This window comes from Thermomicrobiales bacterium, assembly GCA_023954495.1.
Taxonomy (GTDB): Bacteria; Chloroflexota; Chloroflexia; order Thermomicrobiales; family CFX8; genus JAMLIA01.
In genome coordinates, this window is record JAMLIA010000086.1 from 1 (window position 1) to 13,051 (window position 13,051).

Sequence of the window (13,051 nt, forward strand, 5' to 3'; positions counted from 1 at the left end):
CGAGAAATGCGCCTCGGAGATCTCTGAGGCAGACAGTGACTCCCAAGTCACAAATGTCATTTCGCGATGCAGGTACTCACGACCGGAAGTATCTACAACCGTCTCTCGCCACGTCACGATTCGATCGCGGTGACGGTCGATCGTCACGTCGATGCGTGCAGATGCGACCGGGCCGCCTATCTCTACCTCGAGGGCCGGGCGGTCCGGAAGGTGATCTACGGGGAGCGTTGCAGAGATGATGCTCAAGTCTTTCTGCTCGCGCTCGTTGATGTCCGCAGGCGGGATGCCGGCCAAGGTAAGGCGTAAAGTCTCTGGCATTACGAGAACGTTCGTCGCTTCTGGTGGTACGGAGCGAGGCTGACCGCTCCCATGCTCAATCGTATCGCCGTCGCGCATGACCCATTCGCTTCCGGTCATGAGCAGATCAGCCATAATGCCTCCATCCAGCGAACTGGACTGCACACGGAGCTGTTGGGTGCCATCGGTCAGCGTTCGCTGCCAAATTTCGCTGCGCCATGCTCTTGCCTCGGCATTGGAGCCCTCTTGGCGCACATCGATGACAACGTGGCGGCCGTATCCAGGCGTCGGTGCCGCAAGGAGACGTTCGGCCGCCTTGACATCTCCAGTCTTTCCTCCTGATAGATGATTGAAGGTGATGAGCGCCAGGGCAGCTACGCACAAAATGATTACGAAATACGCGGCGGATACCTTCTGACTCGCATGGACCCGTTCCCTGAATGAGCGCTGCTGGTTGTGTGCCGCATCGTACGCCAGCCGACGCAGACGGGCGCGCTGCTCTGGCGAGAGCTCACGACTGCCAAGCACCGATCGCAATGCGTACTCGACCTGCGGATCACCAGACACGTCTTGTTCAGCGTACGTCATCAATGGCCCCCAAATCCTCGGCGAGCCGCCGCAGGGCTCGCATCATTCTGACTCGTACTGTCCCGCTCGCCATGTCCAGAATCTGCCCAATCTCTGGACTTGAGAGCTCGCCAGCGTAGCGCAGCAGGATGATGTCGCGGTCCAACCTCGATAGACGGTGAAGTGCGCCGGTTACATGCGCTGCCATCTCGTCATGAATGAGGTCGGCAGCAGGATCCCCGCTCAAAGACGGCGGCGAATCCATACGCAGACGAGCAAGCGCCCGAAGCAGACGTCGATGAGCTCGATGCTGATTGACGATCTCATGCTTCGCAATCGTAAATAGCCATGCGGCGATGCTCCCACGCTCAGGGTCGAATTGATTCCACGCTTCGAGCGCTTTCAGAAGCGTTTCGCCGACCACATCGTCAGCTACATCGATGGAACCCGTCCTGGCCAACGCGTAGCGGTAAATCTGATCGGCGTAGCGCAAATAGATCTCGCTGAAGCACGCGGAGTCGGACTCTTCTCGCGTAATCGAATGCTCATCCGACTTTGTAGTCACAGCACGGAGGATTCTGAGGGAAGTTGTGTGTTCGCTCACCTCGTGACGCCCCCTTTCGCTATTGCTACGCCGCGCAGCGCGAAAGTGTTACATCCCGCAGATGGGCGTAAGTCAACCGCATTCACAATGGTCTCAACGTCGCGATGGTGGAGGAGGAAGGTGTCAGTTAGTCGGCGATATCGGGCGTGACTATGCGGAGGAATGTTTCGTCAAAGACGAACAAAAAGAGGGACGACGCAATGCCGCAAAATCCAGAATTCTCTAACACTCATCTACTAGCATCGTGTGCACGCTCACGACCATCATCGACCTGCATCCGGCTCACCTACGGTCGGATGCTTGTCGACGATGGCCGCTGACGTTAACACTCCACAAGCAAAGCGCGTGACAGCCTCGCTCAGTCGGTCGCGGGGGCGGCTGCCTCCTCCAACGCTTCTGACACAGCGTTCAGGTTGGCCGGCGCGTGCTTGTAGTCGCAGATTGCGTCGATGACGAAGATGGTGTCGCTGGCCAGGCCGCGTGCCAGCGCCTCAGCCATCTGGTCCGGGCTTTCGACGCGCATGCCATCGCCGCCGAATGAGCGGGCGAAGGCGACAAAGTCTGGACCGTCCAGCGCCGTCTCGCTCTTGCGACCATACATGCCCTGCTGCATCCCGACGATCATGCCGTACTGGCGATCGTTGAGAATGACGATCACTGGATTCAGCTTCTGTTCGACGGCGGTCGCGAAGTCGGCGCTGGCCATCAGGAAGCAGCCATCGCCGGTCACGGTCAGCACCTTCTTGTCGGGATGCACGAGCTTGGCAGCCATCGCGGCAGGCAGGCCAAAGCCCATCGCGCCCCAGTAGCCTTCCGGGGTGAACGTGTCGCGGTTACGGGTCTCAACCAGCATGCGGGTCCATTGGTTGTGCGAGCCGATGTCGCCGAGAATGATCGTGTCGTCGTCAACGCTGTCGGCCAGCGCCGCGAGCGCAACACCGTAGTGCATCGGTCGGTCGTCGCCGTACTCCGTCTGGATCTGGCGCTGGACGGCTGCACGCAGGTCGGTCTTGCCGCGAGCGATGCGCGCACGAAGCCCGTCATCTACCTGCCGTTGCTGATCGCCGAGCCCTTCAATGAGCTGGTTCAGTGCCGGACGGATGTCGGCCACTGCGCCGCCGGCTGCGCGCCGGTCGGCCTGCTCGCCTTCGTTGCCCAGCCAGATGCCGACGACCGGCGCTTCGGTCGAGGCGAACAGTGCGTCGGCGTGACCGGTGCCGCCACGCTCGCCAACGGCGAGAATCAGGTCGGCTTCGGCGGCGAGTTGCTTATGCAGCGGCGTGCGGTCGTAGAGGTTGAGCTGCCCGACTGCCAGTGGATGCGTATCGGGAATGCCGCCAGCGGCGTCTCCGGAGAGCAGCACCGGCGCTTCCAGCAGCTCAGCCAGCTCAACCAGCTCATCCTGAGCAAACGTAGATCGCACGCCCTTGCCGGCCCAGATGACCGGATTCTGGCTGGCCCTCACGCGCTCGACGATGCCTTCGAGGCCGGCCTTGTTCAGCTTCGTTTCCGGCAGATCGAGCGGTTGGTAGACATCCATCTCAGTCTCACCGGCCAGCAGTACGTCCTGCGGGATCTCGACGTGGACCGGTCCGGGCCGACCACTGCGCGCAATGGCGAACGCCCGAGCCATCACGCTCGGGATGTCCTCCGGCCGCTGGATCGAGACGCTCCACTTGGTCACCTCGGCGAAGACGCGAACGAGAAAGTCCTCCCCATCGACGCCGTGGAACGATTCGTAGGACGCGTTGCGCGGCACAGCACCGGAGATGTGCACCAGCGGCGACGCCGCCATATATGCCTGCGCGACCCCGGTCAGCGAGTTGGTCCCGCCCGGGCCGGCAGTCACCAGCACGACGCCCGGCTTACCGGTCAGGCGGCCGTAGGCATCGGCCATACCGCTGGCTGTACCCTCGTGCTTGACCGTGATGTGGCGGATGTCCGGTGCATCCACCAGGGCGTCGTAGACCTCAATGACGTGTGAGCCAACGAGGCCGAAGACCACATCAACGCCCTCGGCACGAAAGGCCTCGACGACTGCCGCGCCACTGCGCTGTCGTACTCGTCCGCCAGAACTGTCGGCCATGTGACCCGCTCCTCTACAGCGTGTTCCTGTGTTCAGAAGTGCCAGTATCGCCTCGGTCTGGCGCTACGACAAGCAGTTCGTGACTTGTTACGGGATTGTTACGGGCACCGGGTATCCGACACGGAGGTGTGACATGCGGCGGGCTACAGTTCAAGCAGAGAGTGCAACCTGCGATGCGAAGGAGCAGGACGATGAACGTCGAGACGACTCCCCAACCAACAGCGATTCCGCCACGTGACCCTGCCTATCAGTACGAGGCTGCTCGCCGTCAGCTCGCCCGGGCACTGACCGAATACAGCGCCGACCTCGACACCGACGGCGCACATCAGGATCTGGCACGGCGTCGCAACGAGGTCATCGAGGCCGGAATGCCGTTCTTCGGGCCACTCCGCCGCTTCGTCCAGCATGAGGTGCGACGCTGGGCGGACCTGGATGGCTTCGACACTACCGACGTGCCGGTCGACGATGTGGTCGCCGCGATCTATCTGATCGCTGTCGAGCAGGCTGCCGATGCTCCACATGCCCGCGCGTTCTACACCTGGCTGCGCCGGATCGCGCGCCGTGAGGTGCGGTCGGCCCTCCTGGAGCAGGAGCGGCTGAACCGGCTGGAGGTCTCTCTGCAGCAGCCGGTCCAGACTGTTGGTGAGTGGCCAGATCGCGCACTTCGCCTGATCGCGGTGCTGGCCGACCCAACGGCGCTTCCGCCGGACGAGATCATCATCGGCGATGAAGAAGCCGCCGTGCTGGATCGGCTGCTCGGCAAGCTCCCGGAACGCTGGCGCGAGATCTTCCTGCTTCGGGTCATCGATGGCTGGGATGTCGAGGAGATCGCGACTGCCGAGGGAATCGCGGCAGAGAATGTGCGGGCGATAGTACGACACAGTCGGGCGTTCCTCGGAGCCTGGCTGTTGGAGAACGCGGATGTCATCGCCTAGCACTGCCAGGAAAGGAGCAGACGATGACTGACTATGAGCTGTTGGAGCAGATGCGCGAGATCACCGGTGAGAAGATACCGACCTGCGATCTCTGCGGCCGACAAGTAGCGGTCGAGTTCGTGTTCGATGGTCGTCAGTTCACCGATCGAGACGGCCCGGTCCACATCTGCGCGGAGTGCCGCGAGCTCTACGAGCGCGGCGACGAGCCGCTGGATGAGCTTCTTGACGAGGACATCGAAGGCGTCTGACCTGTCAGGGCCGGTGGCGGCGCTTGGTCGCAGTCACCGGCCCGCACGCGGTTGAATCGTCAGGCCGCTGAGTCGTCCGGCGCACTGGATTGGGATGGCGGCGGAGTTGGTACGTCCGGTGTATCGTCGGACTCGTTCCGACCGCGATACCAGGCGATCAACGGCACAGCCGCCATCACTAGCACAAGGACAAGTGCCTCGTCCCAACTGAATTTTCCGGCGTGATAGATCGGAAGAATCATCCTGGCTCCACCCTGTTCGACCATCACCACAGCAAGTATAGGTCGCCGGACGAGGAGCGTCGGTATGCATCATGCTTCTTGGTCAGGCGGACACACGGACTGGGGAAGAAAGGACAACCATCGATATGAACGATGAAACCTCCGGCGCGCCGAGCTGGCTGCCAATTCTGTTTCCGCTCGCGATCGTCGGGATCATTCTGCTGCTACGCAAGAGCCGCTCGCAATCGCGCGTGGACAAGGCGATGCAGCCGATCGGCAAGGCGATCGACGATTCGGGCTTGCCGGATAACGCCAAGTCGATCCTGCTCAACGCCATCGATGAGGTTCGCGACGCGCTGAACAACGTCAGCGCCGCCGCCGAGGACATCAAGAAGCGCTAGGGCCGAAAGAGATGACAGACAGACGGCCGGAGCACTGCTCCGGCCGTCTGTCTGTCTCAGCAGTGCTCTCTCAGGCTGCGCGCCGCGGCGCTCGTGCGGGTGTTGGTGCATCGACAGTCGGTACGGGACCAACCGGATGACCCTCGATCCGCAGATCCGGCAGCCAGCGCAACCAGCGCGGCAGATACCAGTTGGCGTTCCCCAGCAGCGCCATGCTCGACGGCACCAGCACTGAGCGAACGATGGTCGCATCGAGGAAGATCGCAACGGCCAGGCCAAAGCCCATCTGCTGCATCTCGATCAGGCTGCCGGCAGCAAAGGCTCCGAAGACTGCGACCATGATGAGCGCCGCTCCGGTGATAATCCGCGCCGTCGATTGCAGGCCGACCGCCACAGATTCACTGTTGTTCCCGGTGCGGTCGTAATGCTCGCGAATCCGGCTCAGCAGGAAGACGTGGTAGTCCATCGACAGGCCGAACAGGATGCAGAACAGGAAGACCGGAATCCACGCCTCGATGACCGGCGACTGCCCAAAGCCAAGCAGCTCGTTGCCAATCCCTTTCTGGAAGACGAGGACCATCACGCCATAGGCTGCGCCGACCGACAGCAGGTTCATCAGGATCGCCTTGATCGGCACGATGATCGAACGGAACGCGAGCAGCAATACCAGGAAGCTCAGGCCGAGGACGAAGGCAAACACGTACGGCGTGTACTCGGCGAGCAGAACGTTGAAGTCGTGGTTGAACGCCGCCTCACCCGTGACATAGACGCTGGCTTCGGTCTCGGCGAACACGGTCGGGATCGTCTGATTACGCAATTCCTCAATGATCTGCTCGCCGGCCGGCAGGTTGCCATCTATCGCCAGCGGCACAGAGACAACGATCAGGTCACCAGCGGCGTTGGTTTCGGTCGTCGCCGGGCCGAACATCTCGTTCTGCCCCAGACTCGCGATCAGCCGATCGACGCTGTTCTGGATCGCCGGATCGTTCGCGTTGCCATCGACGACAATCTCGACTGGCGCAATAACGCCTGCGTAGAACTTCTCGCTGAGGATCTCGTAGCCGCGCTTGACATCGCTCTCAGGCAGCGTATCCAGCCCGACAACGCCGGTCTGCAGGTCAAGGTACGGCAACGCCAGGGCGAGCAGGAGACCAGCGGCGAGAATGACACTGACCACGCGGTGCGTCATCACGGTCTGTGTCAGGCGTCCCCAGAAACCGGCGTGGATCGTCTCGCTGTCGCGCTTGCGCTGCAGCGCGATCCGCAGTGGATCATCGTAATGACGCTTGCGCGGCCAGTCGATGCGATCGCCAAGCAGCGCCAACAGTGCCGGAATCAGCGTCATCGAGGACACAATCGACACCAGCACAACCAGTGCCGCACCGACTGCAAGACCACGGAAGACCGTCACCGGGATGATGAACATACCCATCAGCGCGATGACCACTGTCAGGCCGGAGCAGACGACCGCCTTGGTCGCCGTTCCGCCCGCGTTCTCGATCGCGGCACGACGCTCATGCCCGTGTCGGCGTTCTTCGCGATAGCGTTCGACAATGAACAACGCGTAGTCGATACCGACGGCCAGACCGATCATGACGATGAGGTTGAAGGTGATGTCAGAAACCGGGTGCCACTGGCCCAGCACGGTTGCCATGCCAGTTGCGACCGCGATCGACGCCAGCGCGACGACCAGCGGAACGCCGGCCGCCAGCAGCGCACCAAACACGACCACCAGGACGATGAGCGCGATGGGGAGCCCGAACAACTCGGCCCGGGCCAGGTCGCGCTCGGCAATCGCGCCGTAGGCAACGTCGCCGCTCAGATCGCCGACGCTGAGAACAGTCACATCGGCCGTGCGCTGCGCCTCGATCGTGCGGACGTATTCCTCGCCGCGACCTTCGAGCGCGTCACTATCGCCAGCCATCACGACCGGCAAAACCGCCGTCATACGATCGTCCGAAATGAGCTGACTGGCTGTCGGATCGCCCGCCGCCTCAAGATCAAGCACGTTCGTGACGCTCGCGACAGTACCGTCCAACCCACGCAACGCCGCGGACGTACTCTCAATGACCTGTCGAAATGCAGGATCGTCAATCGTCAGGTGGTCGCTTGTGATGACAACCGTCTCGGTTTGTGGCTGCTGACCGTTGAGGCGTTGCTCGATCAGCCGGTCACCTTTCAGCGACTCTGGCTCTGTTGTGAAACCGTCGTCATTCGAAATCGGGCTGGGCAACATGCCGGATGCTGCCCCAGCCATGACGACCAGCAACAACCAGAATCCAACGACCAGCCAGGGCCGTCGGGCACTCCATCGTGCCACCCCACGCGTCGATGGTACCGCCATTGGTCCCTCCATATCTCCGTGACGAAGTGGGCTGCAATCGGCCCTACGCACATCACTCAGACTAGGTTCGCGGGGCGGTTTCCTCGACGGGGCAGGCTTCCAAACAACGGGTGGGGATAACCCTACTCGGCGGGTGTGGGCTGCTGTAATGGAGGGTGAGAAAGAGCTGTGACAGCGCTTCGGAAACGAGAGACCCGGATAGGGAGAGACTGTGAGCAAAGGTTCCGTACGGACAGGACCTGGCCTGTCCTCGCCGTGAGGCGACCCCCTCACGCGAGCATCGGTGCTCTGGACACACGAACCCAGCATGAGGCCGTGGACATGTAGGGGCGTATCGCATACGCCCGGCCAGAAACACGAGAATCCAGCATATGCACCCGGACACCGTGGCCGGCGGGCGAACGAATCGAGGTTGAAACGGGCGTATGCGATACGCCCCTACACGCCGGAGCCGATGCGGTGATGATACGCCAGGACCGCCAGCATCCAGGTGCAGGGTCGCCTCACGGCGAGGACAGGCCGGGTCCTGTCCGTACGGAAGGTTAGCGCGCTCATGCATCTACCCCCGTAGATACGCCAGGACGGCGAGGACGCGCCTGTGCTGCGTGACGGCGTCGTCGAGGGCAAGCTTGCTGAAGATGTTGCTGATGTGCTTTTCGACAGTGCCCTCGCCAATGAAGAGGCGGTCGGCGATGGCGGTGTTCGACTGACCCTCGGCGATAAGCGCCAGGACCTCCTGCTCGCGCGGCGTCAGGTCGGCGAGCCGATCATCACGACGGCGCCGAGTGACGAGCTGGGCGACAACCTCAGGATCCAGCACGGTCCCGCCAGCTGCAACCTGGCGCAGCGCCATCATGAACTCGCTGACGTCGGCGACGCGATCCTTCAGCAGATAGCCGACACCAGCCGCTCCGCTTTCCAGTAGCTCGCCGGCGTAGCGCTCCTCGACGTATTGCGAGAGGATCAGGATCGGGGTGAGCGGAACGCGATCGCGCGCCGCAATGGCGGCGCGCAAGCCTTCGTCCCGAAATGTGGGCGGCATCCGAACGTCGACAATGGAGACGTCCGGGCGTTCGCGGTCGATCGCCTCGACGAGTTCCGGGCCACTGGCGACGCTCGCGACGACATCATGACCAGCGTCGGCCACAAGTCGGTTGAGCCCTTCGCGTAACAGCACCGAATCCTCGGCGATCACTATGCGCACGGCAACTCCAGATGCACTCGTGTTGGCCCACCGACCGGACTCTCGACGGTCAACATACCATCGACGCCTGCCACCCGATCAGCGAGGCCGGTCAGTCCGCCACTCGGCGTCGTGATTGCTCCGCCGCGCCCATTATCGACCACATCGAGCAGAAGTACACCGTTCTCGACGCGCGCCTGCACCGATGCGCTGGTCGCGCCACTGTGCCGCGCCACGTTGGTCAGCGCCTCGGCGACAACGAAGTAGGCGGTCGATTCAATTGCGTCCGGCAGACGACCAGGCAGGTCCGTCTCGACAGTCACCGGGATCGACGTGCGCCCGGCGAGCGCAGAGATCGCCGCGTCCAGGCCACGGTCGGTCAGCACGGCGGGGTGGATACCACGCACCAGATCACGGATTTCCCGCATTGCCAGCTTGGCCTCTTCGTGAGCGTCGCTCACCAACACCTTAGCGGCCTCGGGGTCGCTGTCCATCTTCTCTTTGGCCATGCCGAGGTCCATTGCCAGGCGCACCAGCCGCTGCTGCGCGCCGTCGTGCAGATCTCGCTCGATCCGGCGCAGCTCATCAACCGATGCGCTCACTGCCCGCGAGCGGCTCTCCGTGAGCTGGCCGACACGCTCAGTGAGGATTGACTCGATGTCGGAGCCGAGCAGATGCCGCGCCAGCCAGGCATGCGCGCGCACCATACCGATAATGATGTACGGCAGTGCAAGCAGCACCGGGATACCAACCATCGCAACACCGATTGCCTCGGGCAGTGTGTTAATCGTCCAGCCGCTCGATGCCTCGTTCACCCAGAACCAGGAGGGCGCGGTGATCATCGAGAAGGCGATTGACATCCAGGTGATGGCGATAACGAACTGAATCAGGCCAATAGGAAAGAGGATAAAGAGATAGAGCAGGTCCAGCCAGACGTGCTGATCGCGCAGTCGGACCTTCAGCTTATCCCACAACCCACCGTCCGGCAGCGGCGCATAGGGATCCATGATCCGCTCACCGAGCATCGAGTTGAACCGCATCCGCTCCACCCGCGCGCCCCAGATCCAGAGCAGCATCGTTCCAGCCAGCAACGGAATACCGACGAGCGTGACCACCGTTGCGATGCCAGTTGAGAGCAGCGTCACCAGCACGATGAACCAGAAGAGACCGAGAATGAAGGTCAGCAGAATAAACCCGAACGAGCGCCAGGTTTCACTCGAAAAGAGTAGTCGCAGTGGATTGCTCCACCGGATACGCCGAGGGGACACACTCGACTCCAGGACATTGGCCATGTGTGAAGTTCCTTCCAGCCGGCAGCGTGGGCCCGCTGCCCACTCCGGATCGTATCGGTCATGCCTCTATTCTGGCGACCGACAGAGGATCGCGGAACGCCGCTGGCTGGAAATCTGGAGGTAGGGTTATCCCCCCTGTGGGTGGCCTACAACAGCCAGTACAGGATTGCGGCGACAGCCAGAATGATGGCCACGGCAGTAATGCCGAGGGTCATTCCGGCCGCCGTGCCGACTGTATCTTTGCGCCGTCGATCCGGCTCCTGCTCTCGAATGCGATCCAGGTCTTCGCTCATCTCGCCCGTTTCCTCTCTCCTCGACGTAGCGATTCGAGTACACAGTTGCGGGCGCACGTGATATGCCATGAGCGTCAGTCTAGGGCAGCAGATAGGTCCACTCTTCGGTCGCGAACTTCGACCTCACCAGCTCGACGGCGGCCTGATGCTCCAGATTGCTGATCTCGCCCAACTCTCCACCTGTGAGATCCATGAACCGCTCGGTCAGCGCATGGAAGAACGCCTCGCGCGGCAGGTTCGTTTGCTGGCGCAATGGGCCGACTCGCTTGTCTGCGCTGCGCAAGCCCTTGTCGGACAGCTTCTCCATGCCAATCCGCAGCACCTGCATCATCAGCTTCGGGTCCATGTCGTAGGACGTCATCGTGTGGTGCAGCACCGCGCCGAACCGACGCGCCTGGGCTGCGCCGCCGATCTTGCCGCCGCTGGAGGTGATGTCGTTCAGCGGCGCGTACCAGGCGTCAATGCTCAGCTCGCGATAGGTATCGACCACCCAGCTATCCAGGAATGCGTAGGACTCCGGGAAGGACAGGCCCTTGACCAGATCCGGCGGGGCATAGATCGAGTAGGTGATGTCGAGGCCCGGCAGGGTGAACATCGCGCCGCCGCCGGTGATGCGCCGGACGACCTGGACGCCATGCTCAGCCGCGTTCTCGATCTGCACTTCGTTGCGGACCGACTGGAATCGCCCGATGACGATGACCGGCGAATCCCAGCCCCAGAAGCGCAGCGTCGGACGACGCTCGCCTGCACCAACTCGTCGCGTCAGCACTTCGTCCAGCGCGATATTCATGGCCGGGTGCATTGGCGACGTTGGGATGATCTCCCACTCGTAATCCCGCCAGCGCGCATCGGCCTCACGCGGGTAATGCTGCTCAGTCCTGCTCATGCCAGCCCCCTCCGAACCGCGATCGCGATCGCCTCGGGCGAGAAGCCAAGCAACTCAGTCCCGTCTGGCACCGCATTCGCGACAACCTGTGTGATCTGCTCCTCACTGGTGTCGACCGACAGACCGACGAGTGACCCAACAATCTGGTCCAGTGATTCCTCCGGATACAGGAAGAAATCCCCGGATACCATTGGATCGACAATCGTGCCGTCGTGGACGTCAAAATCGACCACGACGAGCTTCCCCCCCGGTGTTTTGTATTCACCGTGCATCGCGTCCTCCTCCTCGCTCGACCTCTATGGCAACTGGCTGGCAGATGAGACCGTCGCGTACAGGACAACGCGCTTCGGCTCACTGCCAACCGCGACGGCGACCTCGACGGGCGCTTCGCTCTGGGCAGGCACCACATCAACATAGGCCAGCCCACCGCCAATGATGACATCGTCAGCATCATAGGCAATGGCGAACACTGCGACCGAATTGAGATCAACGTCCAGACCGTTCACTACCTGTCCAGCCACGCGCGGCGTGAACGAATCCGGCACGTAGCGCACATCGGTCGTTGCCAGATCGCCCGCCTCGGCCAGCAACGTCGTGACCGAGCGGCCCAGCGCCTGCACGTCAACACGGGCTGGCTTCTCACCCTCCGGCGCGAAGAACGAACCGCCAACGCCGAGATCTTCACCCGGCAGCAACACGGCCAGATACGACGCATTGGTCGCAAGCACCGCCCCATCTGTCGACCAGGCCGTCACCTGGTACAGAACCGGCTCGGCCGCCAGGTCGTCGCGCTCATTCTGCAGAACGAAGCCCCAGCCGATCTCGCCACTGCCGGCAACCACCGACCAGCCCTGATCGATAACCGACACCTCAGCCGGCTCGTTGCCCTCGCGCGCGAGCGTATCCGCGTGAATCGTTGACGCGGTGATCACCGGATAGAGCTCAATTCGCGCTGGTTGACCGACGCTGGAGATCGAGACCTCGACGCCGACCGGATCGTCCGGCTGGACGAACGGCAGGTAGGTATTGCCCCCGCCGATGATCTCGCCGTCACGACCGAACCCGACGGCGTATACCCGGAGATCGAGCAGCGGCAGATCGAAATCTGTGCTGACGGCACCGGTAGCTATCGGAAATTGCGACCGTTCGAAGTAGGCAACGTCGTCGACTGCGATTTCCGGCGCAATGGAGAGGGGCTCCAGGCGACCAGGACGGACATCGACTCGCATCGACCGTGCAATCGCGCCCTCGGCCAGGAACGTCGATCCGCCAACACCGATCTCGGCACCGGGTAGCAGGACATCGATGTAGCCCTCATCAACCTTGACCGTCTCGCCCGTCTCATCGAGGAACGTCAGGACGTAGGCCGTGTCGAACATCGCATTGGTACGATCCTGATTTGAAATGAGAAAGCCCCAGCTTACTTCGGCATACGCCTCGGCCTGACTGTAGCCCCACTGCTCGACCCGCAGCGTTCCGCCGGGCGGCGGAAGCGTCGCGGTCGGATCGGCTGGAGCACTTGTTGCGGTGGCCGATGCTTCGGGCAGGGCGACATCTGTCGGTTCGGCAGGAGCAGTCGGCGACGGCTCGATCGGCTCGGGTGTTGGCGTACTGGTCCCCGCCGGCGCGGGGTTGTCGGAGGGAGTCACGGTTGGCTCAATCGGGGCTGGCGGGGGCGTACTCTCGGGCGCACC

General features: G+C 62.5%; 14 protein-coding genes. 3 read left to right on the top strand and 11 right to left on the bottom strand.

Translation table 11 applies throughout. The features are described from left to right. The 3 genes from M9890_13385 to M9890_13395 all read right to left on the bottom strand — a co-directional run. Window positions 1-885: hypothetical protein (locus M9890_13385; GenBank protein MCO5177944.1), on the bottom strand; the 885-nt coding region annotated here is incomplete at its 3' end. Next, window positions 872-1,468, bottom strand: a complete 597-nt coding sequence (locus M9890_13390) for an RNA polymerase sigma factor (GenBank protein MCO5177945.1) — start codon at window positions 1,466-1,468, stop codon at window positions 872-874. The genes M9890_13385 and M9890_13390, both read right to left, overlap by 14 nt. A gap of 358 nt (window positions 1,469-1,826) precedes the next feature. Next, window positions 1,827-3,554, bottom strand: coding sequence for a thiamine pyrophosphate-binding protein (locus M9890_13395; GenBank protein MCO5177946.1), 1,728 nt, complete (start codon window positions 3,552-3,554; stop codon window positions 1,827-1,829). A 191-nt stretch (window positions 3,555-3,745) separates the two neighbouring features. Here M9890_13395 and M9890_13400 point away from each other — a divergent pair, with 191 nt between their 5' ends. Together M9890_13400 and M9890_13405 are read left to right on the top strand one after the other, a co-directional pair. Then, window positions 3,746-4,489 carry a sigma-70 family RNA polymerase sigma factor gene (locus tag M9890_13400; protein ID MCO5177947.1) on the top strand — a complete coding sequence of 248 codons (744 nt, stop codon included), beginning with the start codon at window positions 3,746-3,748 and terminating at the stop codon, window positions 4,487-4,489. A 23-nt stretch (window positions 4,490-4,512) separates the two neighbouring features. Next, a complete protein-coding gene (locus M9890_13405; GenBank protein ID MCO5177948.1) occupies window positions 4,513-4,737 on the top strand; it encodes a hypothetical protein in 225 nt (74 codons plus the stop codon). A gap of 59 nt (window positions 4,738-4,796) precedes the next feature. On the opposite strand, the gene M9890_13410 is transcribed toward M9890_13405, so the two are convergent. Then, window positions 4,797-4,979 carry a hypothetical protein gene (locus M9890_13410; protein ID MCO5177949.1) on the bottom strand — a complete coding sequence of 61 codons (183 nt, stop codon included), beginning with the start codon at window positions 4,977-4,979 and terminating at the stop codon, window positions 4,797-4,799. A 125-nt stretch (window positions 4,980-5,104) separates the two neighbouring features. Here M9890_13410 and M9890_13415 point away from each other — a divergent pair, with 125 nt between their 5' ends. Beyond that, entirely contained in the window at window positions 5,105-5,359 is a 255-nt protein-coding gene (locus tag M9890_13415; protein ID MCO5177950.1) for a hypothetical protein, read from the top strand. 70 nt (window positions 5,360-5,429) lie between these two features. On the opposite strand, the gene M9890_13420 is transcribed toward M9890_13415, so the two are convergent. From M9890_13420 to M9890_13450, 7 genes are all read right to left on the bottom strand, one after another. Further along, window positions 5,430-7,703, bottom strand: coding sequence for an MMPL family transporter (locus M9890_13420; protein ID MCO5177951.1), 2,274 nt, complete (start codon window positions 7,701-7,703; stop codon window positions 5,430-5,432). A gap of 559 nt (window positions 7,704-8,262) precedes the next feature. Further along, on the bottom strand, window positions 8,263-8,907 hold the full coding sequence (locus tag M9890_13425; GenBank protein MCO5177952.1) for a response regulator transcription factor: 645 nt from the start codon (window positions 8,905-8,907) through the stop codon (window positions 8,263-8,265). Then, window positions 8,898-10,178: a sensor histidine kinase gene (locus tag M9890_13430; GenBank protein ID MCO5177953.1), complete on the bottom strand. Its 1,281-nt coding sequence runs from the start codon at window positions 10,176-10,178 to the stop codon at window positions 8,898-8,900. The genes M9890_13425 and M9890_13430 overlap by 10 nt, the downstream gene beginning before the upstream one ends. A gap of 146 nt (window positions 10,179-10,324) precedes the next feature. Further along, window positions 10,325-10,471: a hypothetical protein gene (locus M9890_13435; protein MCO5177954.1), complete on the bottom strand. Its 147-nt coding sequence runs from the start codon at window positions 10,469-10,471 to the stop codon at window positions 10,325-10,327. A gap of 79 nt (window positions 10,472-10,550) precedes the next feature. Beyond that, entirely contained in the window at window positions 10,551-11,357 is an 807-nt protein-coding gene (locus M9890_13440) for a lipoate--protein ligase family protein (GenBank protein MCO5177955.1), read from the bottom strand. Further along, window positions 11,354-11,629, bottom strand: coding sequence for a biotin--protein ligase (locus tag M9890_13445; protein ID MCO5177956.1), 276 nt, complete (start codon window positions 11,627-11,629; stop codon window positions 11,354-11,356). The genes M9890_13440 and M9890_13445 overlap by 4 nt, the downstream gene beginning before the upstream one ends. A gap of 24 nt (window positions 11,630-11,653) precedes the next feature. Then, a partial coding sequence (locus tag M9890_13450) for a hypothetical protein (protein MCO5177957.1) occupies window positions 11,654-13,051 on the bottom strand: 1,398 nt, incomplete at its 5' end.